Source organism: Actinoplanes sp. NPDC048988, assembly GCF_043197815.1.
GTDB lineage: Bacteria > Actinomycetota > Actinomycetes > Mycobacteriales > Micromonosporaceae > Actinoplanes.
On record NZ_JBICTW010000004.1, the window covers coordinates 684,465 to 710,775 of the forward strand.

Here is a 26,311-nt window from a genome sequence, read left to right on the forward strand (position 1 = left end):
GCGGCTGTCAGCGCCGCACGGCCCATCGGAGAGCCGCGCGAATGGCGGCCCGGGCTTCGGGGAGCGGGTCAGAGCAGGCCGCGGACGTAAGCGGCCTGGCCCGCGTGCTGGGCGTCGTCGTCGTAGACGCTGACCAGGCGTACACCCAGGGTGACCGGCGGGTCCCAGCGTTCGTCGACCACCCGGTCGAGGTCGGCCTCGGAGAGGCCGGCCAGGTAGGCGATCGTGCGCTCGTGCACGGCGGTGTAGTAGTCCACCAGCGCCTGGGCGCTTTCCGGAGCCACCGCCGCCACCTGGGCCGCGTCGTGGCCGTAGCCGGTCTCGGTGGCGTCCTTCAGGCCGAAGCGCGAGGCCCAGTCGCCGGTGGCGTAGATCTGGTCGGCGCCCATCACCTCGGCCACGTGGTCATCCTGAACGCGGGTCAGATGCCAGATCAGCCAGCCGATCGAGTTGGCCTCGCCGGCCGGGCGGTGGCGCAGCTGGTCGGGGGTGAGGCCGTCGACGGCCGTGTGCACCAGCTCGGGCAGGCGCCCGAAAGCCTCGGTGAGGATGTCCTTGGCGTCCATTACTCTCCCGCCTTCGTGCTGTCGCCGGTCGGCTGCTGCTGGGGCTGGCCGACCTGGTCCTGGGTCTGGCCGTCCGGTTGAGTCTCCCCGTCCTGCGGCTGATCGTCACCCGGGGCCGGGGCGTCGGTCGTCGGCGCGTCGGTGGTCGGCTCGTCAGTGGGACCGTCGGTCGTGCCGGCCGGTGCCGGCGACTCCGTGGGCTGCGCCGAGCGGTCTTCGGCCGGCGATTCGGAGGGTGCGGGCGACTCCTGATCCGTCGTGGCCGACTCGGACGGCGTCGGCTTCACAGCCGGCTTATCGGAGTTGTCAGACTTGTGGGAGCGCAGCGGGAACCCGACGGTCGAGCTCTTGCTGGCCCTGTCGTGCACGAGGTCGGCCGCGCTCCGCCCGGCGACCACCTCGACGGCGGTCAGGGAGCCGATCGCCAGTACGAAGAACGCGCCCGCGATCATGGCCACCCGCTGCCAGCGGATCTTCGGAGAAGGCCCGGACGGGCTCTCCTCGACCGCGGCGGCGACCTCCGGCGTGCCGATCGCGGCGGGGGCGGTGACGAAGGTCGACTTGATCTTCTCGGTGCCCCGGTTGAGCCAGCGCTGATAGAGCTCCGTTCCCACCGAGCCGACGATGCTGGCCACCGCGGCGCCGATCAGAGTGCCGGCCACGCCCAGGAACGATCCCAGGAAGGCCGCCGAAACGGCGGCCAATGTGCCGGCGATGGTCTTGGTGATGTCGATGCCGGACCGATGGCCCGGTGCTTGCTCGGTCATGTCCTCCTCAGTCCGTCACTCACGTGTCTGCAAGGTCTTCGCCTTTACCTGACGGCCGATTGCTAAACCCCGGCGCTCGGCTATCACCTGACGGAGCGGGCGGACCACGATGCCCTCCTCGGCCATCCGCAGGCGGGCCAGCCGGCGTGTGCGCAGGATGCCGGCCAGGCCGACGGCGATGAACACGTACTGCACCGCCATGGCGATTTTGAAGTCGGTGATGTCGTAGTCGGCGGAGCCGCCCGTCCGGGCGTCCAGGATCAGGCCGATCAGCTCGATCGAGAGCAGCGAGGCGACGAAGCCGCCGACGTTCACCACACCGGTCGCGGTGCCGAGGCGGTGCGGCGGGTTGAACGTACGGGCGTAATCGAACCCGATCATCGAACCCGGGCCGCCGATGCCCAGCGCGACGATCAGCAGCACCAGCACGGCCATCGGCGCGTGCCCGGGCCAGGCCAGCACGAGTCCCCAGCCGGCCGCGTTGGCGAACACGATGCCGAGCACGAGGTAGGACCGGCGCAGCGGGTAGCGCTGGACGAGCACGCCCAGCAACGGACCGGCGGCCATGCCGACCAGCACGAAGAGCGTGAGCAGCGTGCTCGCCGTCTCCCGGGCCAGGCCCTGACCGGCGATCAGGAACGGGAAGCCCCACATGAGGGCGAAGACCGTACCGGTGAACTGGGTCGTGAAGTGGGTCCAGAGCCCGAGCCGGGTGCCCGGGTGCCGCCAGGCGCTGCTCAGATCGGAGCGCAACTGGCCCAGGGTGAGCGCCTCGCCGCTGCTGATCTTGCGCTCGGGGGTGTCCTGCAGCGCCGCGAAGGCGACCACCGCGACGAAGATCCCGAGCCCGGCCGCCGACAGGAACGCGGTGCCCCAGCCGGGCCCGGCCAGCAGGGCGGCCAGCGGCACGGCCGAGAGCACCTGGCCGGCCTGCCCGACGATGCCGGTGAGCTGGGTGACCACCGGCACGCGCCGCGCCGGGAACCACTGCGGGACCAGGCGCAGCACGCTGATGAAGGTCATCGCGTCGCCGGCGCCGACCAGGACGCGGGCCGCGATGGCGCCGCCCACGCTGTCGGTGGTGGCCATCAGGGCCTGACCGGCCGCCATCAGCACGCCGCCGGTGACGATCAGCCGCAGCGAGCCGAAGCGGTCGAGCAGCAGGCCGACCGGCACCTGGAGGCCGGCGTAGACGAGAAGCTGGAGCACGGCGAACGAGGCGAGCGCGCCGGCGCCGATGTGGAAGCGGTCCTGCGCGTCGAGCCCGGCGACACCGAGCGACGTGCGGTTGAGGACCGCGAGAACGTACGCGGCGAGGCCGACGGCCCACACCGCCCAGGCCCGGGCTCCGGGACGCAGGGCCATGGTCCGCCTTTCACTCGCTGATTGCACGCAACGCCCTCAAGACAACTCCGCCCGGGCGGCATCGACAACGTGTGACCGGTCACTACCAGCACGAACGTCAAATGCATTTCCACCATTCGGTGAATCTGTGAGGACTGTTACGACCCGGAAGAATCTGTGCCGCGGACAACTTGTCACTAGTCATGCAATCTCCTGGTGATCTCCTGCCCGCCGGCCGCAGGCTCCGGATCGTTCTCGTTCTCGGATTCCTGTCCGCGCTCGGGCCGCTGACCATCGACATGTACCTGCCGTCGCTCCCGACGATCACCACCGACCTGCACACCACCGAGGCCGCCGTGCAGCTCACGCTCACCGGCACGCTGGCCGGCCTGGCCCTCGGGCAGCTGCTCGTGGGACCGCTCTCCGACGCCGTGGGCCGCCGCCTGCCGCTGCTGGCCGGCGTCGGCGTGCACATCCTGGCCTCGGTGCTCTGCGTGATCGCGCCCAACCTGGCCGTCCTGGGCACGCTGCGCGTCCTGCAGGGCCTGGGCGCCGCGGCCGCCGCCGTGATCGGCATGGCGATCGTGCGCGACCTGTTCACCGGCCTGGCCGCGGCCAAGCTCTTCTCCCGCCTGATGCTCGTGATCGGCGTGGCGCCCATCCTGGCGCCGACCATCGGCGGCACGGTCCTCAACTGGACCTCGTGGCGGGGTGTCTTCGTCGTGCTCACCTTGGCCGGCGCGGCCATCATGACGGCCACCGCGCTGGTGCTGCCCGAGACCCTGCCGGCCGAGCGCCGCCGCAACGGCGGCCTGACCGGCACGCTGCGCGACTACGGCCGGCTCTTCACCGACCGGGCGTACGTCGGTCTCATCCTCGTCGCCGGGCTCGCGTTCTCCGCGCTCTTCGCGTACGTCAGTGGCTCCTCCTTCGTCTTCCAGGAGGAGTACGGCATGAGCGAGCAGCAGTTCGCGTACGTGTTCGCCGGGGGCGCGATCGGCCTGATCGGCGCCACCCAGCTCAACGTCCGGCTGCTCCGGCGGTGGCAGCCGGCCCAGATCCTGAGCTTCGCGCTGGCCGTCGGTGTGGTCGGCGGCGTGGTGCTGCTGGCCGTGGCCGAGACCGGCTTCGGCGGCCTGTGGGGGCTGCTCGTCCCGCTCTGGATCGTGCTGGCCGCGGTCGGCCTGGCCATGCCGAACGCGCCGGCGCTGGCACTGTCGCGGCACGGCGAGGCCGCGGGCACGGCGGCCGCGCTGCTCGGCGCGGTCCAGTTCGGCGTGGGCGCGCTGGCCGCGCCGCTGGTCGGCGTGCTCGGCAACGGATCGACCGGCATGGCGATCGTCGTCTTCGGCGGGATGGCCGCCGCCAACGTGGTGCTGTGGCTGGTCGTACGGCCGATGTCGCTGCCCGTGGACGAGGGCGAGCCGGTTCTGGTCGCGGTTCACTGATGCGACGCGCGTCGCTTTTCCGTGACGTGATCTAGACGCTCGGGTACCACGCCCACCATGCGCGATCTCTCCCGCCGGTGGGCGTGGCTAGGCGTCCTAGTCATCGGTCTGGCCCTCTACGTCATTGTGCTGCGGACCCTCGTACACACGCAGAACCCGAACCTCGTGCCGGCCCTCCTGCTGCTCGGCGCGACGGTCGTACCCCTGTCGTTCCTGACCTTCGCCCAGGCCCGGACGGGCCGCTGGCAGGTGCCCACCTCGGCGCTGGTCGTCGCCGCGTTCTTCGGCGGCGTGATCGGCATCGTGGTCGCCGGCACCCTCGAGTACAACACCCTGCGCGGCCTCGGCGTCCTGCCGCTGGCGCTGGTCGCGGTCATCGAGGAGTCGGCGAAACTGATCGTCCCGCTGATCCTGATGATCACCATCCTGGCCCGTCACCAGCGGCGCCTGCCCTCGGACGGCCTGATCATCGGCGTCGCCTCCGGCATGGGCTTCGCCGCCCTCGAAACCATGGGGTACGCGTTCACCGCACTGCTCTCCTCGGGCGGCAACATCGGCAGCGTCGAAGAGACCCTGTTCGTCCGCGGCCTCACCTCGCCCGCCGGTCACACGGCGTGGACCGGTCTCACCGCCGGCGCCCTGTGGGCCCTGATGGCCACCCCGAACCTCAAGCACGTGCTCGAGTTCATCGGCACCTTCGTCGGCGCGGTCATCCTGCACACCTGCTGGGACTCGTTCGGCGGCACCCTGACGTACATCATCCTGGCCGTCATCAGCCTCACCTGGCTGTTCCTGGCCCTGTGGCGCTACCGGGTCTTCGCCGAGCACCGCACGGCCCCGCAGCTGGCCACACCGCTGACCGTATGAGCGCTAGCCTGCCCTGATGCGCAGCCCCACGCAGCTGGATCTGACGTCCGCCGACATCGCCGTCATCGTCCGGGAGGCTCTCGGCGCCTCCCTGGACACGGCCTCCGAGCTGGGCGGGGGCGGTTTCGCCGCCGTCTGGCTGGCTTCGCTCACCGACGGGCGCCGGGTGGTGGTCAAGGTGGCGCCGCCGGCGTCGGCGCGCTTGCTGTCGTACGAACGTGAGCTCATCCCGGCCGAGGCCGCGTACTTCCGCCTGGTCGCCGGCCTGGCCCCGGTGCCGTCGGTGCTGGCGGTGTCCCCCCGCTGGATCATCACGACGCTGCTGCCGGGCAAGCCCCTGACCGCGGGGGACTCGCCGCGGGCCCGCTCCGCCCTGGGCGCGGCGGTTCGCCGGGTCCACACCGTGGCCGGAAGCCACTTCGGCTACCCGGGCGACCGCCCCTCCGGCCCCGACTGGGCCACCGCCTTCACCGCGATGATGGCGTCCCTGCGTACGGACGCCGCCTCGTGGAATGTCAGCCTGCCGCCGGCGCTGGACGGCGCGGTCGAGCGCCACACCCCGGCCCTGACGGCGGTGACCACGCCCGCCCTGCTGCACTTCGACCTGTGGGACGGCAACGTCCTCGTCGCCGGCGACGGCTCGCTGAGCGGCCTGGTCGACGGCGAGCGCTACCTGTACGGCGACCCGCTGCTCGACCTGGTCTCCCCCGCCCTGTTCCGCCGCATCGAGGACGAGCCCGGCCACCCGTTCCTGACCGGATACGCCCCGGGGCCGTTCGACCGGGCGGCGCTGATCCGCCTGGCGCTGTACCGCGTCCACCTGTACACACTGATGCTCACCGAGGGCCCGAGCCGGGGCATCCCGGCCACCGACGGCCGGCAGACCCACGTGACGGCCCTGCTCGAGGCCGAGCTGAACCATCTCGATGCCCTCTGACATCGCCCGGCCCACGGCCGGCCAGTTGGCCCCGCTCTTCGACGAGTACCGCGCCCACTACGGCGAGTCCACGTCCCCGCGCGGCTCGAAGAGCAGCTGACTTCGGGCTCACACATTTTCGTCACGGTGACGGTGCAGCCCGCTTCCCTGCGCCTGGCCACGGCCTGGATGATCCGGAACCTCTACTTACGCCCGGCGCACCGCCGCCGGGGCACGGCCCGTGCCCTGCTGCGTCACGTCATCGGCGAGGCCCGCGCGGCCGGGGCGCTGAGCGTCTCCCTGCAGACCGAGACGGAGTACGCCGGGGCCCTGTCGCTCTACGCTTCGCTCGGATTCCGCCCGGTCACCGGCCTGGAACTGCTCAACCTCACGTTGGACAAGCCTTAGCCGTACCGTCCCGTCCCACCCGCCGTCTCGTGCGCGCGGGTTGCGCCTCACGTGGGGTGAGGCCACATAGTCGGTGGCGTGGAAGAGCACCTGACCGTGGGGCGGGTGGCCGAGCTGGCCGGCGTCACCGTGCGCACGCTGCATCACTACGACGAGATCGGCCTTTTGCGACCGTCGGCGCGGACCGTGGGCGGCTACCGGGCCTACGCCGCCGGCGACGTGGAGCGGCTGCGGGAAGTGCTCGCCTACCGGCGGCTGGGGTTCGGGTTGCGTGAGATCGCCGATCTGGTCGACGACCCGGACACCGACGCGGTCGCGCATCTGTGCCGGCTGCGCGGCCTGCTGGTGGAGCAACGGGACCGTTCGGCCGCCATGGTGACGGCCATTGACCGGGAGTTGGAGGCACGGGCGATGGGAATTCCGACGACGCCGGAGGAGCAGCTGAGGGTCTTCGGGCCTCGGTTGTACGACGCGATCGGGTCGGCCTATCCGGCGACGCGCCGCACCGAGCCGCGGATCGCCGCGCGCATCCACCAGGCGCTGGGTGACGCGCGGACGGTCCTGAACGTGGGGGCCGGGACCGGTTCCTACGAGCCACTGGATCGGGAGGTCACAGCCGTGGAGCCGTCGGCGGTCATGCGGGCGCAGCGGCCGGCCGGGGCGGCGCCGTGCGTGGCCGCCGCCGCCGAGAGCCTGCCGTTCGAGGACCAGTCGTTCGACGCGGCCATGGCGGTCAGCACCGTTCACCACTGGCCCGACCCGGTCGCCGGGTTGCGGGAGATGTGCCGCGTCGCCCGGCGGGTGGTGGTGTTCACGTACGACGCCGACGACACCGGCTGGCGGCGGCGGTTCTGGCTCACCCGCGACTACCTGCCCGAGTTCGCCCAGCTGCTGGTCGGCTGGCCGTCGCTGGCCGACCTGACCCGCGCGATCGGCGGGCGGGCCGAGCCGGTGCTCGTGCCGTGGGACTGCGCCGACGGCTTCTTCGAGGCGCACTGGCGCCGGCCCGAGGCCTACCTGGACGAGCGCGTCCGCCGCGCGGTCTCGGTGTGGACCCGGGTCGGGCCGGAGGCCGAGCGGCGGGCCGTCACCCGGCTCGGCGACGACCTGGCGTCGGGGCGGTGGGCCGAGCGCAACCGCGACCTGGTCGCCCTCGACGCGGCCGAGCTGGGGCTGCGGCTGCTGATCAGTGGTACGTGACCGTCGATCTAGGACTCGGCCGAGACGATCAGCCACTCGTGCGCGGGCACAGTCCGCTGCTGCGAGTCGATCTCGAAGGTGTACGGGTCGTCGCCCACGTTGAGCAGCGTCACCAGCCGGTTATCGCCGTGGGTGGAGGCCAGCGCGACCGCCGTGTTCGTCAGGTGCACGGCCGTCGTGCGGGCGTGGGCGAGCCACGCGTGCCGCCGGCGGATGCCGATGAGCCGTTCGTGCAGGCGATAGACCGGCCAGCCGTACGGGGCCAGGTCGCCCGGCAGCGCCGGATAGGGCGGCCGGATCTCGTCGTCGCCACCGGCCCGCTCCTGTTTGACGCCGCGATAGCCCTGCTCGTCGCCGTAGTAGATGCTCGGCGAGCCGCCGACGGTGAACAGCACGGCCAGCGCGTGGCCCAGATGCCTCTCGTCGGTGAGCTTGCTGGCGATGCGGGTGACGTCGTGGTTGCCGACGAACGTCAGCGGCAGCCCCGCCCCGAGAACGTCGTCGTGCCGGTCGAGAGCCCACGCGAGCTCGTAGAAGTTCCCGTCGTTGAGGCTGCTCCAGATCGCCTTCCAGAGTTCGTACTGGGTGAGCGAGTCGAGACCGCTGTCGCGCAGGTAGCCCACGTAGTCGCCCTGGATCACCTCGCCCACGAACCACGACGACGGGTGGTTCTTCCGGACCTCGTCGAGCACCGCGCGCCAGAAGCGGGGCGGCACCGCGTAGGCCGCGTCCAGCCGCCAGCCGTCGGCGCCGCGATCCAGCCAGTGGTTCATCACGCGTACGACGTACTCCCGCACCTCGGGCGAGTCGTGGTTCAGCTCGACGAGTCCCGAATGCCCCTCGAAGACGGTCCCCCGGAGGAAGGACGGCGACGGCGCCACGAACCCCCGCCCCACGTGGTTGAACACGCCGTCCAGCAGCACGCGCACACCCCGCGCCTGGCAGGCCGCGACCAGGGCGTCGAAATCCTCCTCGGACCCCAGCCGCGGATCGATCCGGAAGTGGTCGAGAGTGTCGTAACCGTGCGACTCCGACGCGAAGACCGGCCCGAGCTGCAGCCCGTTCACGCCCAGCTCGACCGCGTAGTCCAGCCACTTCTCGATCTTGTCGAGGCGCCCGAAGCCGAGCGGATAGACGTGCCACCAGATCGCATGATCAACCCACTCGCGCATGCGCCCCACTATCCGCCACGCGCCGTACGTCCGCACCTCGGTCACCTCGACGCCGACCCGGGCGGCTCCTCCGGCGCGGATGTTGCCCCCGTCACAGATCCACATGCATGCTGGGTGCGTGCCTGAAAGGATTGCCGAGGTCACCGCGTTCCTGGCGGACGTCCTCGCACCCCGAGCCCCACTGACCGTGATCGTCGACGGCGGCGACCACGGCGCCGCCGCCACCTTCGCCACTCGCCTGGCCGCGGCCTTCCCACCTTCGGCCCGCGCCTGGAACGTCGACGCCGTACTCGGCCTGACCGGCCCGTCCGGCAGCGTGCAGGACTCCGCCCTGAACGTTCTGGAACCCGCCGCCGACCGCGTCATCGTCTACCTGCGCACCACCCGCGGCGCCGGCACCGGCCAGGGCGAACGCCGGGCCCAGATCGTCATCGACCACCACGACCCCCAGTGGCCGGTGATCCGCCACGTCCACCCGCGCCTGGCCGACCCGGCCCAGTGGTACCTGTCCGAAAGCCAGGCCTTCTTCGCCCCCAAGGCCGCCGGCTGGGACAAACGCTTCGGCGACGACCTGCCCGCCTACGCCGCCGCGGTCGCCGCCGCCGACCCACGCCCCGGCGACCTGGCCCTCGACGTGGGCTGCGGCACCGGCCGGGCCCTGCCCGCCCTGGCCGCCGCCGTGGGCCCCACCGGCCGCGTCATCGGCCTGGACTGCACCACCGAGATGCTCACCGAGGCCCGCACCCGAGGCCCGGCCGCCCTGATCCAGGCCGACGCGCTCCGCCTGCCCCTGGCCCCGGCCCGGGTCGCCGTCGTCTTCGCCGCCGGCCTGGTCCATCACCTCCCCGACCCGGCGGCCGGCCTGGCCGAACTGGCCCGGGTGACCCACCCCGGCGGCCGCCTGGCCCTGTTCCACCCGAGCGGGCGCAGGGCCCTGGCCGCCCGCCACGGCCGTACCCTGTCCCGCGACGAGCCCATGAACGAGGACATCCTGACCACCCTGCTGACCAAGACCGGCTGGACCCTGACCCGCTACGAGGACCCGGACGACCACTTCCTGGCCCTCGCTGTGCGAATCTCCTAGCCCTGCACCTCGCCTGTGCCTCGCTGTGCGGTCGGTGACCGGTCAGCGGAGGGTGAGGCTCCAGGTCTGCCCGGTCACCGGGTATCCGAAGCCGGGGTGGGGCGCCTCGGAGCGCAGGGTGAAGCCGTGTGCCTGGTAGATGCGGCGGGCCGAGGCGCATTCGTCGACCGTCCACAGGTCGACCCGGTGATATCCGGCCTCGCGGGCGAAGGCCAGGCATTCGGTGACCAGTTTGCCGCCCAGGCCCAGGCCGCGGGCGGCCTCGGTGACCAGCAGCACGCGCAGCTGGGCGACGCCGGGCTGGTCGGTGGCGACGAGCATGACGCAGCCGGCGCGTTCGCCGGCGGGGCTCTCGGCGATCCAGGCGGTTTCGGTGTCCGGGTCGTGGCCGCCGGCGTAGTCGGCGACGACCTGGGCCACCAGCGACTCGAAGGACGTGTCCCAGCCGAACTGGCGCTCGTAGACCTCGCCGTGCGCCATCACGATCCAGCCCAGGTCGCCCGGCCGGTCGGCCCTGCGTAGCGATGTCATCGGTTTCCCCCAACCCACTGAAACGACTGTTTCAGTCGAGGATACGATAGCGCCATGACCGCACGGCGCGACGAGCTCCTCGAGGCCGCCTACCGCTACGCCCTCGACAACGGGCTGGCCGACCTGTCGCTGCGGCCGCTGGCGGCGGCCATCGGCTCCAGCCCGCGGGTCCTGCTCTTCCTCTTCGGCAGCAAGGACGGGCTGGTCCGCGCTCTCCTGGAACGGGCCCGGGCCGACGAACTGCCCCTGGTGAGCGAGACCGGCGATCTCGCCGAGGCGGCCGAGCGGATCTGGCGGTGGCTGGCCGCCGCGGAACACCGGCCGCTGCTGCGGTTGTGGACCGAGTCGTACGCCCGATCGCTCACCGAACCGGACGGCCCCTGGGCCGGCTTCGCCCGGACGACCGTGGACGACTGGCTGGCTCTGCTGTCCGCCGCCCAGCCGCCGGCCGAGCGGGACACCGCCGAGGGCGCCGCGCGCCGCACGCTGGTTCTGGCCGTCCTGCGCGGCGCCATGCTCGACCTGTTGGCCACAGGCGACGAACCCCGCGTGACAGCGGCCGTCCGGCTCCAGCTCGGACTCCCGGCCCAGCCGAGATAACTCGGTTGTCCCGAAGCGGGCCGCCGGGCCAGCATGGTCGGCATGGCGCGGGTTCTCCAGGGCGGGCTGCTGCCGGCGCAGACGCGGCCGGGGGCCGTCGTGGAGATCGCCTGTGACGAGTCCGGCTTCTCCGGCACCAATCTGCTCGACCCGGCCAGCCCGGTCATCACGCACGCGAGCGTCGACCTGAGCGCCGGCGAGGCGGTCGAGCTGATCGACGAGTTGCGCGGGCGGTTCGCGTTCGCCCCGTACGAGCTCAAGTCCGGAAAGTTCCTTCGACGTCCGCGAGCGCTGGAGTGGTTCCTGGCCGCGCTCGGCGGCCGCGCCCACGTGCACGCCGTCGACAAGGAGTTCTTTCTGGTCACCCGGATCGTCGATCTGCTGCTCGGCGAGCCGTCGTACGCGGCCGGCACGCGCCTGGCCCAAGCTCACCGGCCGGCCGCGCGGGCCCTGTACGAGGCCGGCCGGGCCGCCGGGGACGACTGGACCGCGTTCCTGGCCGCCTTCGTCGAGCTGGCCCGGGAGAAGCACCGGCGGCCGGTGGAGCAGTTCCTCCGGGCCCGGGACGCGCTGCCCGCTCATCCGGTGCTGGCCGAGCTCACCGACGATCGCGTGTGGACGCTGACCGCGCGGCTCGACGACGATGACCGTTCGCTTCCGCCGCCGCTCGAGCCGCTGCTGCCGGCCCTGGCCGAGACCGTGCTGTTCTGGAGCGGCGGCCGGCGCCGGGTGCTGGTGACCCACGACGAACAGAGCGCCCTCACCGCCGGCCGGCTGGCCCGCCTGCAAGAGGCGCTGGCCGACGGTGGCCACCCCTCACCGCTGGCCGGCCTGACCATGGCCGACTCGCGTCACGACCCGAGAGTTCAGGTCGCCGACCTGCTGGCCGGATCAGCCCGCCGCGCAGGTTCACCCGAAAGGAGAACCGCTTCATAGGCCGTACGGGCGAGGGGCGCACCCCACCGCGAGCGCGGCCCGCCGTAGGCCGCCACCGGACCGTTGGGTGGACAGAGGACGGTGACCGCGTCGGTGGCCGTGCCGGTCGCGTCCAGGCCCAGGTCCCGGATCGCCTGCGTTTTGGCCTCGGTGACCGTGGCGACCGCGTTGACCAGCGCGCCCTCGCTGAGCCGCCGCGGCACCCAGACCACGAAGTTGACAGTGCCGACGCGCTCGGCCAGGGCGGGAGCCGGAGGCGGGGCCGCGGCCTGGATCGGCGTGCCGAGCCCGACCGTCGCCCACAGCCGCACCCCGTCCTCGGTCACGTGCACCACCTCGGACACGTCGACCCCGGTCAGCAGGCCGACGCCGGGACCACGCAAGCCCAGGCCGGCGGCCAGCGAGCGCAGGTGCGCGGCCGGGTCGCGACGGTCGTACGACATCGGGACCGTCGCGTTCACCACCCAGTCGCACCGGCCCAGGCCGCCGCCGAGCACGGCCGACGAGATCGCCCTCGCCGGTTTCGGCAGGCGCCAGACGAGCAGCGGCAGGGATCGGCCGTCCTCGTCGCGGTGGGTCAGTTCGGGCTCGTCCACGCGGGTGGTTTCCAGTCCGGGGCCAGCACCGCCCAGATCTCCGTGTCGTGACGGACGCCCTTCCACGGGTAGTTGGAGCGCAGCGTGCCTTCGAGGGTCATGCCGAGCCGGCGGGCCACGTTGGAGCTGGCCACGTTGTCGGGGCGGCAGTGCCACTCGACCCGGTGCAGGCCGCGCTCGGTGAACGCCCAGTCGATGATCACACCGGTGGCCCGGGTGATCAGGCCGCGCCCGGTGCCGGCCGGTTCGAGCCAGCAGCCGGCCTCGGCCACGCCCGACCCGGCGTCGAAGGCCACGAACATCGTGCCGCCGACGAGCACGCCGTCGAGCCAGATGCCCCAGATGCCGCCGGTGTCGGCGGCGCGCTTGTCCGCGTACCTCTGAAGGGTCCTGCGGGCCGACGGGAGATCGGCGCTGCCGCTGGCCCAGGGAATCCACGGATCGACGGTCGCGCGGGCGCGTTCCATGTGGGCGAAGAACTCGTCAGCCTGCCACGGCTCCAGCGGGCGCAGCTCGGCGCCACCACCCAGATCGACCTTGAACACCCCCAGAAGAGTAGTCGCCCGGCAACTTCGCCGTCGCCCACCGGCCACCCGAACCCCTTTACATAGACGTGTGTCTATGAAAGGAAGAAGCATGCGCACGATGGCTCTCGGACTGGCGGGCGTGCTCGCCGCGGCCGGCCTGGCCGCACCGGCCCACGCCGCCCCGTCCCGGGCGGAGGTGGCGCTGCGCTGGGCGCCCATCCACTACCAGGACGTCGACGCGACGGGCGGCCACGCGCTGGGCGGAAAATCCGACTACATCACGCGATACGACTTCGACGGAAATCTGAACGGCCGGGACAACTGGGACAACGCCGGGCGGAACACTGACGCCGCGGTCTACTACTCGGTGCTCGAGACGTCGACGCACTACTACCTGACGTACTTCTTCTTCCACCCGCGCGACTGGATCGACCACCCGTTCTTCGAGACCGAGCACGAGAACGACGGCGAGGGCCTGCTCGAGATCGTCGAGAAGGACGGGTCGGACTACGGCTCGCTCCGGGTCGCGGTCACGGTCGCGCACAGCGACTTCTTCTCGTACGCCCCGAGCGGCAGCACCTGGAAGAACGGCGGCGAGACGATCGACGGGACACTGCAACTCCAGTCCTCGCCGCACGACTCGTTCCAGCATCCGGTGACCGCGCAGGAGCGCGGCGGGCACGGCCTGAAGGCGTACCCGCAATACACGATCGACGGCGACGGCATCGTCTACTACCCGTCGGCGTCCGTCTCCGAGTCGCCGAGCAGCACCAACGACCGCGACGTGCGCTACCAGCTGATCGACATCTTCGGCGGCGGCGGGCTCTGGCAGCAGCGGGCCAACACCGACCTGTTCGCCTCGCTCGGCACCTTCGCCGGCGACCAGACGGGCGGGTGCGGCACCGGCACGTACGGCTGCAACACCAACTCGGCCAACGCACCCTGGGGCTGGGACGACGGCAACGACGTCCCGGCCCGCGGCGAGATCGCGACCGACCCGGCCAAGCTGGCCGCCGCGTACTTCACCATCCCCGGCACCCCGTCCCGGACCTACACCTACAACCCGTACGCCGGTGCCGCGGCCGCGCTGAAAGCGGCTCAGTCCCTGCCCCGGACGATCGACTGAGAGCCGGGGGGCGAGCGCCGGTCCCGGGCGCTCGTCCCCCTTGATGAATGAGGCGCCTTTCATCCCTCCTGTCCGACTAGGGTGGTGATGTGGCGCTGAAGGTGAAAGTGAACAAGCGGGTGATCACCGTGGCCGCCATCGCGGCTCTGGTGATCATCGCGCTGGTGGTCAGCCGCGGCCGTGGGGGCGACGACGGGCCGGGCACGCTCGACTCAGCCGCCACGCAGGCGTGCAGCGACTTCAACGCCGGATACGCCAAGGCCAAGAGCGAAAGTACGCGGCTCGCGCTGGCCGACAAGGTCAGCGCGTCCACGATGAAGACCGGCAACAAAGCGATCTCGGACGCCGCCCTGAAGGTCGGGGACGCCGCCAACGAGACCGGCGCCGAGTGGAAATCAGCCGGCGACGCGCTGCTCAAGGCGTGTCGCGACGCCGGCTGGAACAGTTAGTGCGGCTCTCCCGGCGGGCTGTACGCGGTCAGGAACCGGTCGCGGAACTCGTTCATCGGCCACACCGGCGCCTCCGGTGAGGGCTTCAGGCCGTCCGTCCACCCCCAGCTGGTGATCCGCTGCAGCACCTTCGGGTCCTTGGCCACGATCGAGATCGGCACGTCCTTGCTCGCGGTCGAGCCGACCACGTTGGTGCTGGGCTGGTGGTCGCCGAGCATCACCAGCACCGTGTTCTCGTCGCCGTACTTCTCGACGTACGAGGTCAGGCTGTCGACCGCGTAGGCGATCGTCTTGGCGTACGACTGCCGGACCCGCTTGGAGTCCTTGAACAGGCTCTGCGCACTCTCCGAGTTCGCGAGCAGCGGCCCGTAGACCGTGCCGTCGCCGATCTGATCCCACGGCAGCGTCGGCGGCACCGGCGTCCACGGCGTGTGGCTGGAGGTCAGCGTGACCTCCATCAGCAGCGGCGGCCGGGTGGTCTTGCCGTGCTCGTACTCCTGGACCTGCTTCATCACGAACTGGTCGGGCATCGTCGACCAGCTCGGCGGCGGTCCCTGGTAGCCGAGCGTGTGCGAGTCGTAGACCTGGTCGTAGCCGTAGAAGTCGCCCTCCGGCCAGGCGTAGGTGACGCCCGGCTCGAAGCCGACCGCGCGATGCCCGGAACGCTTGAAGGCGCTGGTCAGCGTGAGCCGGTCGGTGGCGACCAGGCTGCGGTAGCGGTTCTGGTTGTCGATCCAGAGCCCGGACAGGAAGGTCGAGTGGGCCAGCCAGCTGCCGCCGCCGAAGGTGGGCGAGGTCAGGAAGCCGCTCCGCGCCTGGAAGCCCTTGGCCGCCAGGCCCTTCCGATCGGTGGCGAGCTGATCCAGTACGGGCTGGTTGAACTCGGTGTTCTCGACGGCGTCGCGGCCGTAGCTCTCCACGAAACCGATGATCACGTCCTTGCCGCGCAGCGCGGACAACAGCTGGTCCTGCGGCAGGTCGCGGAACGCGTCGACCCGTACCTCCCGGTCGAAGGCCTTGCGGTCGGCGATGTCCTTGGGCACCGCCAGCACCGTGTCGCGGGCCAGCTCGGACGCGCTCGCCGAGGCGACCTGAATGCCGCCGACCAGCTGGTAGCTCATGCCGGCCAGCGCCACCCAGGCAGTCGCGGCCACCGCCACGCCGGCTTTCACGAAGGCCGGCCGCTTCGGCAGGGCACGGCTGACACGCCGTACGGAAAAGGTCATCAGCGCGAGCGAGACGACCGCCGCGACCACCGCCAGGACGGCCACCCCGACGGCGCCGGCCGAACCGATCGCGCCCTTGAGGAACCGGTAGCCGTCGGCGAACAGCACCCAGTCGAGAACCGGGTCGAACTGGCGGGCCAGCACGGCGAAGAAACCGATGTCGATGATCTTCAGGACGGTCAGCACGCCGAGGACCACGCCGAGCACGGTCGCGGTGATCCGCCGCGCCCGGTCCGGCAGGGCCAGCAGCACCGCGACCGCCAGCAGCCCCTCGATCGGCACCCGCAGCAGCGCGGTGCCCCAGAAGTTGCCCGGTGGCAGCCGGGTGATCTGGTCCGGGAGGACCAGGGCCAGGAACACGAGAAGAACGGCCAGCGCGGTGAGCGCTGTGCCGCCGACCCGGCGCGCGTGCTTCATGAGATTCCTTACCGCCGTAACGTACCTGCTTCCGGGTACACGGCGGCTGACCGGGATCGGTTCAAGCGGCCAGATCAGCCGCCCGGGTGAGCAGGGACACGATATCGCCGGCCTCGGCCGGGCGGCCGAACAGATAGCCCTGACCGTGGTCGATGCCGAGCTTGCGCAGGGTGGCCCACTGGGCGTCGGTCTCGATGCCCTCGGCCACGGTCTTCATCTTCAGCGCCTGCCCGAGCCCGGCCACCGCGTCGACCAGCGCCACGTCGTCGGCGTCGACGTCCACCTCGTCCACGAACGTCTTGTCGATCTTGATGACGTCGACCGGGAGCTGCTTGAGGTAGCTCAGCGACGAGTACCCCGTACCGAAATCGTCGATCGCCAGCCGCACCCCCAGGTCCCGCAGCGCGTGCAGGGTCTGCTTGGCGCTCTCGATGTCGGCCATCAGCATCGACTCGGTGATCTCCAGGGTGAGGCTGGCCGGGTCGAGACCGGCGTCGGCCAGCGCGCTGGAGACGTCGTCGACCAGACCCGCGTACTGGAACTGGCGGGCGCTGAGGTTGACGTTGACGTGCAGCCCGGCCGCCTCGGGCGCCTGGCGGCGCCAGCTCGCCAGCTGCGCGCAGGCCTGCCGCAGCACCCAGCGCCCCAACGGCACGATCAGGCCGTTCGCCTCGGCGTCGGCGATGAAGTGGTACGGGCCGAGCAGCCCGTCGCGGGGATGCTGCCACCGCACGAGCGCCTCGACCGAGGTCAGCCGCTGCGTCTGCATGTCGACCACCGGCTGGTACAGCACGACGAACTCCTCATGCTCCAGCGCGTGCTCGATGTCGGCCCGCAGCTGCGCCTCCTGGAGCACGGACATGGTCATCGTCGAGTCGAAGACCGCGAAACCGTTGCGGCCGGCCCGCTTGGCCGCGTACATGGCCAGGTCGGCGTTGCCGAGCAACTGCTCGGCGTCGGCGCCCTCGGTGGCGATGCCGATGCTCAACGAGCAGGTCACGTCACGGCTTCCCAGCCGTACGGGTTCCCGCACCACCCCGAGGAGCCGTTCGGCCAGCGCCGCCACGTCCTCGGCGGGCACGTCCCGCAGCAGGATGGCGAACTCGTCCCCGCCGAGCCGGGCCAGCAGGTCGTCCGGCCGGACCTGCCGCCGCAGCCGCCCGGCGATGGTGCCGAGCAGCTCGTCGCCGGCGCTGTGCCCGAGATTGTCGTTGACGAGCTTGAAATCATCGAGATCGAGCAGCAGTACGGTGACCCGCTGCCCGCGCGTCACGGCCTCACCCAGGCATTCCCGGAACCGGGCCCGGTTCGGCATGCCGGTCAGCGAATCCGTGTACGCCTGCCGGCTGAGCTGCCGCTCCAGCTCCCGCCGGGCGCTGATGTCGCGCACGCTGATCACGACGGCCTGCAGGTCCGGGCTGTTCATCCAGTTGGTGGCGATGATGTCGATGTCGATCCCGCCGGCACTGGCCTCGGTGCGCACACTCTGCCCGGTCGGCAGCTCGGCCACCTCGGCGAAGAACACCCGCGACCGGGTACGCCGCTCGGCCGACATGACATCGTCGAGGCGACGGCCGAGCAGATCAGCGGGCTTGAACCCGAGCAGCTGCTCCACGGAGGGGCTGACGTACTTGACGTGCCCGTCCCGCCCGACGGCGAGCACCGCGTCGGCCGAGGCGGCCAGCAGCGTCTCGGCCCGCCGCTCGGCGGTCCGGCGCCGGGCGTCGAACCGCCGCCGGCTCTGCGCGCCGACGGCGGTGAGCCCGACGACGCAGCCCATCATGGCGACGAGAAGCGAGGTGGTCCCGGTGTCGGCGTCACCTTTGACGGGAAGGAGAAGGGCGTAGCCGGCGACGGAGAGCACGCCGAGCCAGATGACCACCTTGGGCGACCAGAGCGCCATCCCGGTGATCAGCAGAAGGACGGCGGCGGGCACGTAGAGCAGCCACCCGTCCGGATCGGCCATCCCGAACAGCAGCAGAACGGGCAACTGCCCGAACCACCAGGCCAGCAGCCGGCGCCGCTTGAGGTCGTCCCGCACGATCCGCCCCCAGGGCACCCAGAAGGCCGCCACCTGAAGAACGACGACGGCGGCGACCGGAATCAGCCACCATCGGCTCCCCGGCGCCCAGGCCAGAGCAATCCGAAGCCCGCCGATAGCGGTGACGACCACAGCGATGCCGGCCCCGATGCGCAGCTGCCGCACCCAGTACTCAGCCGTGTGGTCATCCATCTCGATCCGTCGCACGGGCGCACCGATCGTCAACCCACCCCGCAACCTGAGAGAAACCTCAACCCTTCCCCCACCGGCGAGCAGTTAGAAGCCCGATCTTCTCGACAGGCGGCAGACCATCGGACCTGCTTCCCCGCCAGATCGACATCGGCGTCGGGCAGCTCTTCCGGGTCGGACCACCGGACTGGGGTGCCGGCCGGGCGAGATGCCGGCCTCGCAAAGTTCGGTGGCTGCGCGTGGCGCTGGTCCGCCGCCGGCTCCAGAGCGTGGTAGTGGTCGCTCCGCCCGAATCGCACGACGAGCTGGGGCGCGGTGACCGGCACCCAGTAGTTCTTGGCGTCGGGGTGATGGAGCCCGCCCTGTTCGAGCGCGATCGCGGCGAGCTGAGGCGCCATGGCGGGGACCCATGACAAATGTCAGTGGATGAGTGAGTGCTCGCTCAGTAAGGTGGCCGGGTGGAGGCCAGACGACGACGGGTGCCGGCGATGGCGCCTGAGGAGCGGCGGGCCGCGCTGATCGCGGCTACCATTCCGCTGCTTCATGAGCATGGTGTGGATGTGAGCACCCGGCAGATCGCGCAGGCGGCGGGGGTGGCCGAGGGGACGATCTTCGGGGTGTTCGAGACCAAGACCTCGCTGGTCGTGTGTTCGGTGATCAAGGCGTTGGATCCGGAGCCGACGCTGGCGGCGCTGGGCGCTATCGACCCGGGCGCTCCGCTGCGGGAGCGGCTGGCGGCGGCGGCCGATCTGGTGCACGCGCGGTTCGCCAAGAACGCGCAGCTGATGACGGCCGCGCGCAAGCTGGTGATCTCGGCGCAGGACCCGGAGACGGTCAAGCGGATGACGGCCGGGCGGGAGGCGCTGCACGCGGCGATCGTCGCTGTCGTCGAGCCCGACGCCGATCAGCTGCGCCGGCCGCCGGCCGCCGTCGCCACGCTGCTCCTGATGTTCTGCGGGGCCAACACGTACGGGCCGTTCGGCGACCCGATGAACTTCAGCGGGGCGGAGACGGTTTCGCTCCTGCTCGACGGATTACTCACACGGGGGGCTCAGTAGTAGTGCTGATCCAACTGCTCCGCGGTCATTTACGGCCGTACAGGGGCGCCATCGGGCTGGTGGTGCTCTTCCAGTTCGTACAGACGCTCGCGACTCTCTATCTGCCGACCCTCAACGCCGACATCATCGACAACGGGGTGGTCAAGGGCGACACCGGCTATGTGATGCGCATCGGCGGGTGGATGCTCGTGGTCACGCTCGCGCAGATCGCCGCCCAGATCGTCGCGGTCTACTTCGGCGCCCGTACGGCCATGGCCGTGGGCCGGGACGTGCGAGCCTCCATCTTCGGGCGGGTGCAGGAGTTCTCCGCCCGTGAGGTGGGCCAGTTCGGGGCGCCGTCGCTCATCACGCGCACCACCAACGACGTACAGCAAATCCAGATGCTGGTGTTGTTGACCTTCACCTTGATGGTGTCGGCGCCGATCATGTGCGTGGGTGGCATCGTGCTCGCGCTCAAGCAGGACGTGCCGCTGTCGGCCATGCTGCTGGTGATCGTGCCGATCCTGGTCTCCGTGGTCGCGGTGATCATCGTGCGGATGCGGCCGCTGTTCCGGTCGATGCAGGTGAAGATCGACCGGGTCAACACCGTGATGCGCGAGCAGATCACCGGCATCCGGGTGATCCGCGCCTTCGTCCGCGACGAGCGCGAACGCGACCGCTACGAGGTCTCGAACGACGAGCTCACCGACGTGTCGCTCAAGGCCGGCAAGCTGATGGCGCTGATGTTCCCGACCGTCATGCTGATCGTGAACATGTCGAGCGTGGCCGTGCTGTGGTTCGGCGGGCACCGGATCGACTCGGGCGCCATGGAGGTCGGCGCGCTGACCGCGTTCCTCAGCTACCTCATGCAGATCCTGATGTCGATCATGATGGCGACGTTCATGTTCGTCATGATTCCGCGGGCCGAGGTGTGCGCCGAGCGGATCGAGGAGGTCCTGGGCACCGAGTCCAGCGTCAAGCTTCCACCGGCCCCGGTCACCGAGCTCAGCCGGCACGGCTACCTCGAACTGGAGAACGTCGACTTCCACTACCCGGGCGCGGAGGCGGCCGTGCTCAGCGGCGTCGCCCTCACCGCGCGGCCGCGGGAGGTCACGGCGGTCATCGGCAGCACCGGCAGCGGCAAGACGACACTGCTCAACCTGGTCCCCCGGCTGTTCGACGCCACCGGCGGCCGGGTGCTGGTCGACGGGGTCGACGTGCGTGATCTCGACCCGAAGCTGCTGGCCCGGACCGTCGGGCTCGTACCGCAGAAGCCTTATCTGTTCTCCGGGACGATCGGATCCAATTTGCGGTACGGGAATCCGGACGCCACCGACGAGCAGTTGTGGGAGGCCCTGGAGGTCGCGCAGGCCCGCGACTTCGTCGAGCGGATGGAGGGTGGCCTGGACGCGCCGATCGCGCAGGGCGGCACGAACGTCTCCGGCGGCCAGCGGCAGCGGCTGGCCATCGCCCGGGTGCTGGTGCACCGGCCGGAGATCTACCTGTTCGACGACTCGTTCTCGGCGCTCGACTACGCGACCGACGCCGCGCTGCGGTCCGCGCTCACCGGCCACATCGCCGACGCCACGGTGGTCATCGTCGCCCAGCGGGTGAGCACCATCCGCGACGCCGACCGGATCATCGTGCTCGACGACGGCCGCGTGGTCGGCACGGGCACCCACACCGAACTCATGGACAGCAACCCCACGTACCGGGAAATCGTCTTGTCGCAGTTGACCGAGCAGGAGGCCGCGGCATGACCGAGCGCAGCGACGTCATGATCGCGCTCTTTGTCTCTTATTGGTTGGGAGGCACAGCGTGACCGCTCCCGTTAGAAGGCCCGGTCCTCCGATGGGAGGACCCGCCGCAAGGATGATGGCGGGCGGCGCGCCGCCCGAGAAACTGCAGGACTTCAAGGGCTCCACCAAGCGCCTCCTCGGGCTGCTCAAACCGCAGCGGGCGCTCGTCGGCCTCGTGCTGCTGTTCGGCGCGTGCAGTGTCGTGCTCTCCGTCCTCGGCCCGTACCTGCTGGGCAAGGGCACCGACATCATCTTCTCCGGCTTCATCGGCCAGTCGATCCATGGTGTCGCCACCAAAGAGGAGGCGATCGCGGCCATGCGCGCCGCGGGCAACGACACCCAGGCCGACCTGCTCGCCGCCGTCGACTTCGTGCCCGGCCAGGGCATCGACTTCGACAAACTGTTCCACCTGCTGACCTGGGTCGCCGTCGTCTACGTGTGCGCATGGCTGTTCGGCGTCTTCCAGGGCCGGATCACCGCGCACGTCGTGCAGACCGCCGTCTACCGGCTGCGCAACCAGGTCGAGGCCAAGCTGTCCCGGCTGCCCCTGTCCTACTTCGACCAGCAGCCGCGCGGTGAGGTGCTGAGCCGGGCCACCAACGACACCGACAACATCGCGCAGACCCTCCAGCAGACGTTCGCCCAGCTCGTGACCGCCCTGCTCATGGTCGTGGGCGTGCTGGTGGCGATGTTCTGGATCTCGTGGATCCTGGCCCTGATCGCGCTGATCACGGTGCCCGTCTCGATCCTGGTCACCACGGCCATCGGCAAGCGCTCGCAGCCCAACTTCGTCGCCCAGTGGGCCACCACCGGCCGGCTCAACGGCCACATCGAGGAGATGTTCACCGGCCACTCGCTGGTCAAGGTGTTCGGCCGCGAGGACGAGGCCCGCAAGACCTTCGAGGAGCACAACGACAAGTTGTACGCCTCGTCGTTCAAGGCGCAGTTCATGTCGGGGCTCATCCAGCCCGCCATGATGTTCATCAGCAACCTGAACTATGTGCTGGTGGCGGTCGTCGGCGGCCTGCGGGTCGCCTCCGGCGCGCTGACCCTGGGCGAGGTGCAGGCCTTCATCCAGTACTCGCGGCAGTTCAGCCAGCCGCTCACCCAGATCGCCAGCATGGCCAACCTCGTGCAGTCCGGCGTGGCCTCCGCCGAGCGGGTGTTCGCCCTGCTCGACGCGCCCGAGCAGAGCCCCGACCCGCGGCCGGTCGACCTGGGCCGGGTCCGCGGCGAGATCGCCTTCGAGAAGGTCTCGTTCCGCTACCTGCCGGACAAACCCCTGATCGAAGACCTTTCCCTTGCCGTACGCCCGGGGCAGACCGTCGCCATCGTCGGCCCGACCGGGGCCGGCAAGACGACGCTGGTGAACCTGCTGATGAGGTTCTACGACGTGACGTCGGGCCGGATCACCCTCGACGGCGTGGACATCGCGACCATGCCACGCGAGCAGCTGCGCGAACACATGGGCATGGTCCTGCAGGACACGTGGCTGTTCGGCGGCACCATCGCCGAGAACATCGCCTACGGGGCCGACTCGTTCGACATGGACGCGGTCCGGGAGGCGGCCGAGGCGGCCCACGTCGACCAGTTCGTCCGGATGCTGCCCGACGGCTACGACACGGTGATCGACGAGGAGGGCTCGAACGTCAGCGCCGGCCAGAAGCAGCTGATCACGATCGCCCGCGCCTTCCTGGCCGAGCCGAGCATCCTGATCCTGGACGAGGCGACCAGCTCGGTCGACACCCGCACCGAGGTGCTGATCCAGCGGGCCATGGCCACGCTGCGTGAAGGCCGTACGAGCTTCGTCATCGCGCACCGCCTGTCGACGATCCGCGACGCCGACGTGATCCTGGTAATGGAGAACGGCTCGATCGTCGAACAGGGCACCCACGACGAGCTGATCGCGGCCGACGCGGCGTACGCCCGGCTCTACTCGGCCCAGTTCGCCCAGGCCGTCGCCGAAGTGGATTGACAGAGGGGGCGGCCGGCCGGCCGCCCCCTCACTCACTGCTGGTGCTTACTTGATGGTCGGCCGGACGATCGGCGACCAGCCGGTGACGATGCCGCTGTCGGCGTCACCCTCGACCCAGGCCCGCAGCGCGACAGCACCGGAAGGCACGGTCGTGGTGGCGGCGTAGGCGCCGTTCACGTTGGCCTTGCTCACCAGGATGTTGGTCCAGGTGTTGGGGCCGGTCCAGCGCTGAACCACGACCTTGCGGCCGGCGGCGTTCGGAGCGCTCTTGACGGTCACCGCGACGCGTCCCTTCGACGGCGACGACGCCGTCAGGGTGACGCCGACGGTCACCATGACCTTCACCTCGTCCGAGTTGACCTTCTGGGACTGCGTCATGAAACGCATGCCCTCCGAGATCGTCCGCGTGAAGGAGTAGTTGCCCATCGGACCGGCCTTGGCGTTGGCGATCCACTCGAGCTCGCCACCACCGATCGGCGCGCCCCACAGCTCGACGGTGGCGTCCTTGGCGACCTTACCGGTGATGGTCACCGGCCCCGATCCGGTACGTCCCATCGCCATGATGGTCGGCTTGGGCGCCTCGCCCGGCTCGTTCGGCGTCGAGCCCTCACTGGCCGCGATCGTGACGACGCCGTCGGTCACCGTGCCGACGTTGCCCAGGCCGACGCCGGAGCCGACGATCGTCTCGGCCGGTTCCGCCGTCTTGTCCTCGAGCAGCGGCAGGCTGGCCACCGGGACGATGGCACCGGAGACCGTGCCGGCCGGAATCGTGACGACCTTGGCACCCGGGTTGGTGAAGTCCTTCTCGTCGGCCGCCTTGCTGCCCTTGATCGAGCCGCCCGCGAAGGTCACCGTCAGCAGGGTGTTGGTGTCCGAGCTACCGGTGACCGTGCCGGTCACGTTGACGGTCTCGCCCTCCTTGCCGCCGACGCTGTTGATCTCCAGGTCCGGAGCGTCGTCGTCGTTGGTGAGGGTCAGCGTGGCCGCGTCGAGCGCCGCGGTGGCGAGCCAGGCGGCGCCGCCGGTGGTGGCGTTCGGCGTGGCGGTGAGGTTCACCGTCTCGTCGGACTCCCGCATCTTGTCGCCGAAGACCAGCACGGCGGCGTAGCCCATGGAGGTCTCGGGCGCGATGGCCACCGCGGTGTTCAGCAGGGCGTAGTCGTGGTCACCGAGCGTGGTGCCGATGGTGGCCTTCGCCGTGCCGGTGCCCGCGTTGGCGACCGTCAGGTTGATGCTCTGATCGCTCGAACCGGTGAGCTTGATCGGGAGCAGGACGACGTGGTCGTCGTTGCCCTCCTTGACCGAGGAGTCGTCGAAGGTCCACGACGGCGCGGCGTCGTCGTCGGTGATCGTGATGGCGGTGTTCCCGTATCCGGTCAGGGTCGGCGAGACCTCACCGGCGACGCCGCTGGTGGTGACGTTGAACGTCTCACCACCGGCCGTGCTGCTGGTGCGGTTGCCCGGCCCCTCGTCGATCGTGTCGCCGATGATCTCGACAGCGAAGGTCTGCGTCGTCGTGCCCGGCGCGAACGTCAGGGTGCCGGTGTTCGAGACGAAGTCCTTGCCCGCCACCGCGGACCCGACACCGGGAGCCGTCTCGCCGGTCGCCCAGTTGGCCTTGACCGTCTTTCCGGACTTGGCGCTGAGGGTGGCCGTGAAGCTCTGGTACTTGCGGCCCGAGTCGCCCTCGGCCACCGCCGCCGGCGTGATGGACATCGTCGGCGCGGTGTCGCCATCGGTGATCGTGCCCGCCGCCTTGGTGGTGGCGCCGAGAACGGCGTTGGTCGGGTTGGACAGCTGGATGGCGTAGTCCTCGTCCGGCTCGTCCACGCCGTCGGCCGTCAGCGAGACCGAGAAGGTGGTGGTCGTCTGGCCGGGCGAGAGGGTCACCACCCGCGTGCCCGGGTAACCGAAGTCGTCGCCGGGCGTGGCCGTGCCGTGTCCCGACGCAAGAGTCGGGTCCACGGAGCTCCACTGCACCGTGATCGGCAGCTCCGACGCGGTGTCCGCGGTCACCGTGAACGTGGCCGGGCTGCCTTCGGCGACGGAGCCGCCGCCCGACAGTGTCAGCTTGGGCGTGCTCTGCGCGTCGTTGATGCTGACCGTCGTGCTGGCCGCCGTCGGCGAGACGTTGGTGCCGCTGCCGTTGACCGAGAAGACCTCGGTGTCGGCCTGGTCCTTCGTGGTGTCGTTGGTGATCAGGATGTCCTGAACGCCGGTCAGCTGCCCGGCCGGGATGACGACCGGCTGCGAGCTGAGCGCGGTGTAGTCACTGCCCGAGAGGGCCGTGCCGTTCGCCGTGGTCAGGTTGATCGTCGTGCTCATGCCCGAGACGGCGCTGAGCCTCGCGGTCACGGTCGTCTTCGCACCCGCCGCTTCGGTCACCGGATTCGGCGAGGCGGTGAGCGTGTAGGACGGCGCCGTGTCGTTGTCGGTGATCGTGATCACACTGTTCACCGTGCCCGAGGCGTCTCCCGGCGTTGCCGTCACCTTGAACGCTTCGGTGCCCTCGTAAAGGGCATCGTCGGTGATCGGGATGGTGATCGTCTGGTCACCTGGCGCACCGAAGACGACGGGGCTGGTAGGCGCCGTGTAGTCCTGACCCGCGACCGCACCTCCGACACCGACGGAGGGCTCCGGGGCAGTGGTGATCGTGTAAGAGGTGGCCGTGTCCGAATGCAGCGTCAGGGAGACGGAAGCGTTCGTCCCCTCCGTTGCGGAGGCCGTCGCGGTGAGCGTGTTGGCGGCGAACGCCGGTGTCGCCACCAGGACGACCGGCACGAAGCCGATGGCACCCGCGACGGCGGTCGCGAGGACCATTCGTGAGTTCTTGCGTCCACGCAGAGCGAACGGGACCGAGCCGCTCGAATCTGCATGGGCTTTGGGATAGCGCATGTCTTTCCTTCTCCTTCGGCGGCTGGGCTGCCTCCGTCGGGGGAGGCCCCTGGCTTTGCGTCCCCGCCTTGCGACGGGTTTGCCTGTTCGGGCACCGCACCTGAGGGCGGTTCGGAGGGACCGGCCGAGCCGGTCTGAACAACGCGTGAGGTCGCGCCTTCCGTAATCTAACCGGCGTATCCCCCCGTTAACGGC

General features: G+C 70.5%; 23 protein-coding genes and 1 riboswitch. Of the genes, 13 read left to right on the top strand and 10 right to left on the bottom strand.

The window, feature by feature from the left end; translation table 11 throughout:
* Positions 1–68 precede the first annotated feature (68 nt).
* The 3 genes from ACGFJ7_RS17555 to ACGFJ7_RS17565 are packed head-to-tail and all read right to left on the bottom strand — an operon-like array spanning position 69 to position 2,698.
* A complete protein-coding gene (locus ACGFJ7_RS17555; protein WP_360240684.1) occupies positions 69–566 on the bottom strand; it encodes a DinB family protein in 498 nt (165 codons plus the stop codon).
* Positions 566–1,333 carry a hypothetical protein gene (locus ACGFJ7_RS17560; protein WP_360240687.1) on the bottom strand — a complete coding sequence of 256 codons (768 nt, stop codon included), beginning with the start codon at positions 1,331–1,333 and terminating at the stop codon, positions 566–568. The genes ACGFJ7_RS17555 and ACGFJ7_RS17560 overlap by 1 nt, the downstream gene beginning before the upstream one ends.
* A 15-nt stretch (positions 1,334–1,348) precedes the next feature.
* Positions 1,349–2,698: an MFS transporter gene (locus ACGFJ7_RS17565; protein WP_360240690.1), complete on the bottom strand. Its 1,350-nt coding sequence runs from the start codon at positions 2,696–2,698 to the stop codon at positions 1,349–1,351.
* 182 nt (positions 2,699–2,880) lie between these two features.
* Between ACGFJ7_RS17565 and ACGFJ7_RS17570 the strand changes: the two genes are divergently transcribed.
* The 5 genes from ACGFJ7_RS17570 to ACGFJ7_RS17590 all read left to right on the top strand — a co-directional run bounded on the left by ACGFJ7_RS17570 (position 2,881) and on the right by ACGFJ7_RS17590 (position 7,516).
* The gene (locus tag ACGFJ7_RS17570; RefSeq protein WP_360240693.1) at positions 2,881–4,125 is read left to right on the top strand and encodes a multidrug effflux MFS transporter; all 1,245 of its coding nucleotides are present in this window, start codon (positions 2,881–2,883) and stop codon (positions 4,123–4,125) included.
* A gap of 57 nt (positions 4,126–4,182) precedes the next feature.
* Positions 4,183–4,992, top strand: coding sequence for a PrsW family intramembrane metalloprotease (locus tag ACGFJ7_RS17575; RefSeq protein WP_360240696.1), 810 nt, complete (start codon positions 4,183–4,185; stop codon positions 4,990–4,992).
* Between the two features lie 16 nt (positions 4,993–5,008).
* Positions 5,009–5,929 (top strand): phosphotransferase family protein, encoded by a 921-nt coding sequence (locus tag ACGFJ7_RS17580; protein WP_392642703.1) that lies wholly within the window; start codon positions 5,009–5,011, stop codon positions 5,927–5,929.
* Positions 5,930–6,055: 126 nt separating this feature from the next.
* The gene (locus ACGFJ7_RS17585; RefSeq protein WP_392642704.1) at positions 6,056–6,316 is read left to right on the top strand and encodes a GNAT family N-acetyltransferase; all 261 of its coding nucleotides are present in this window, start codon (positions 6,056–6,058) and stop codon (positions 6,314–6,316) included.
* A 78-nt stretch (positions 6,317–6,394) separates the two neighbouring features.
* Positions 6,395–7,516: a MerR family transcriptional regulator gene (locus ACGFJ7_RS17590; protein ID WP_392642705.1), complete on the top strand. Its 1,122-nt coding sequence runs from the start codon at positions 6,395–6,397 to the stop codon at positions 7,514–7,516.
* An 8-nt stretch (positions 7,517–7,524) separates the two neighbouring features.
* On the opposite strand, the gene ACGFJ7_RS17595 is transcribed toward ACGFJ7_RS17590, so the two are convergent.
* Complete coding sequence (locus tag ACGFJ7_RS17595) at positions 7,525–8,793, bottom strand: alpha-amylase family protein (protein ID WP_360240708.1); 1,269 nt, start codon at positions 8,791–8,793, stop codon at positions 7,525–7,527.
* Between the two features lie 13 nt (positions 8,794–8,806).
* On the opposite strand from ACGFJ7_RS17595, the gene ACGFJ7_RS17600 reads away from it, so the two are divergent.
* A complete protein-coding gene (locus ACGFJ7_RS17600) occupies positions 8,807–9,772 on the top strand; it encodes a methyltransferase domain-containing protein (protein WP_392642706.1) in 966 nt (321 codons plus the stop codon).
* A 42-nt stretch (positions 9,773–9,814) separates the two neighbouring features.
* Here the strand turns inward: ACGFJ7_RS17600 and ACGFJ7_RS17605 are convergent, their stop codons facing one another.
* Positions 9,815–10,303 carry a GNAT family N-acetyltransferase gene (locus tag ACGFJ7_RS17605; RefSeq protein ID WP_392642707.1) on the bottom strand — a complete coding sequence of 163 codons (489 nt, stop codon included), beginning with the start codon at positions 10,301–10,303 and terminating at the stop codon, positions 9,815–9,817.
* 54 nt (positions 10,304–10,357) lie between these two features.
* On the opposite strand from ACGFJ7_RS17605, the gene ACGFJ7_RS17610 reads away from it, so the two are divergent.
* Both ACGFJ7_RS17610 and ACGFJ7_RS17615 read left to right on the top strand, forming a co-directional pair.
* Positions 10,358–10,903: a TetR family transcriptional regulator gene (locus ACGFJ7_RS17610; protein ID WP_360240717.1), complete on the top strand. Its 546-nt coding sequence runs from the start codon at positions 10,358–10,360 to the stop codon at positions 10,901–10,903.
* Positions 10,904–10,945: 42 nt separating this feature from the next.
* On the top strand, positions 10,946–11,839 hold the full coding sequence (locus ACGFJ7_RS17615) for a DUF3800 domain-containing protein (RefSeq protein WP_392642708.1): 894 nt from the start codon (positions 10,946–10,948) through the stop codon (positions 11,837–11,839).
* Here ACGFJ7_RS17615 and ACGFJ7_RS17620 read toward each other — a convergent pair.
* Complete coding sequence (locus tag ACGFJ7_RS17620; protein ID WP_392642709.1) at positions 11,770–12,435, bottom strand: adenosylcobinamide amidohydrolase; 666 nt, start codon at positions 12,433–12,435, stop codon at positions 11,770–11,772. The two genes, ACGFJ7_RS17615 and ACGFJ7_RS17620, sit on opposite strands and share 70 nt — an antisense overlap.
* On the bottom strand, positions 12,417–12,980 hold the full coding sequence (locus ACGFJ7_RS17625) for a GNAT family N-acetyltransferase (protein WP_392642710.1): 564 nt from the start codon (positions 12,978–12,980) through the stop codon (positions 12,417–12,419). The genes ACGFJ7_RS17620 and ACGFJ7_RS17625 overlap by 19 nt, the downstream gene beginning before the upstream one ends.
* Positions 12,981–13,071: 91 nt before the next feature.
* Here ACGFJ7_RS17625 and ACGFJ7_RS17630 point away from each other — a divergent pair, with 91 nt between their 5' ends.
* Both ACGFJ7_RS17630 and ACGFJ7_RS17635 read left to right on the top strand, forming a co-directional pair.
* The gene (locus ACGFJ7_RS17630; protein WP_392642711.1) at positions 13,072–14,088 is read left to right on the top strand and encodes a hypothetical protein; all 1,017 of its coding nucleotides are present in this window, start codon (positions 13,072–13,074) and stop codon (positions 14,086–14,088) included.
* A gap of 89 nt (positions 14,089–14,177) precedes the next feature.
* A complete protein-coding gene (locus ACGFJ7_RS17635; protein WP_392642712.1) occupies positions 14,178–14,537 on the top strand; it encodes a hypothetical protein in 360 nt (119 codons plus the stop codon).
* Here the strand turns inward: ACGFJ7_RS17635 and ACGFJ7_RS17640 are convergent.
* Both ACGFJ7_RS17640 and ACGFJ7_RS17645 read right to left on the bottom strand, forming a co-directional pair.
* Positions 14,534–16,180: a sulfatase-like hydrolase/transferase gene (locus tag ACGFJ7_RS17640; protein WP_360240735.1), complete on the bottom strand. Its 1,647-nt coding sequence runs from the start codon at positions 16,178–16,180 to the stop codon at positions 14,534–14,536. The two genes, ACGFJ7_RS17635 and ACGFJ7_RS17640, sit on opposite strands and share 4 nt — an antisense overlap.
* 61 nt (positions 16,181–16,241) lie before the next feature.
* Complete coding sequence (locus ACGFJ7_RS17645; RefSeq protein ID WP_360240738.1) at positions 16,242–18,428, bottom strand: EAL domain-containing protein; 2,187 nt, start codon at positions 18,426–18,428, stop codon at positions 16,242–16,244.
* A gap of 440 nt (positions 18,429–18,868) precedes the next feature.
* Here ACGFJ7_RS17645 and ACGFJ7_RS17650 point away from each other — a divergent pair, with 440 nt between their 5' ends.
* The 3 genes from ACGFJ7_RS17650 to ACGFJ7_RS17660 all read left to right on the top strand — a co-directional run bounded on the left by ACGFJ7_RS17650 (position 18,869) and on the right by ACGFJ7_RS17660 (position 23,221).
* Positions 18,869–19,468 carry a TetR/AcrR family transcriptional regulator gene (locus tag ACGFJ7_RS17650; protein ID WP_392642713.1) on the top strand — a complete coding sequence of 200 codons (600 nt, stop codon included), beginning with the start codon at positions 18,869–18,871 and terminating at the stop codon, positions 19,466–19,468.
* 2 nt (positions 19,469–19,470) lie between these two features.
* A complete protein-coding gene (locus ACGFJ7_RS17655; RefSeq protein ID WP_360240741.1) occupies positions 19,471–21,207 on the top strand; it encodes an ABC transporter ATP-binding protein in 1,737 nt (578 codons plus the stop codon).
* Positions 21,208–21,322: 115 nt separating this feature from the next.
* A complete protein-coding gene (locus tag ACGFJ7_RS17660; RefSeq protein WP_392642741.1) occupies positions 21,323–23,221 on the top strand; it encodes an ABC transporter ATP-binding protein in 1,899 nt (632 codons plus the stop codon).
* Between the two features lie 45 nt (positions 23,222–23,266).
* Here ACGFJ7_RS17660 and ACGFJ7_RS17665 read toward each other — a convergent pair whose 3' ends face one another.
* A complete protein-coding gene (locus ACGFJ7_RS17665) occupies positions 23,267–26,041 on the bottom strand; it encodes a Calx-beta domain-containing protein (protein ID WP_360240747.1) in 2,775 nt (924 codons plus the stop codon).
* A gap of 89 nt (positions 26,042–26,130) precedes the next feature.
* Positions 26,131–26,210, bottom strand: a riboswitch (cyclic di-GMP riboswitch).
* Positions 26,211–26,311 lie beyond the last annotated feature (101 nt).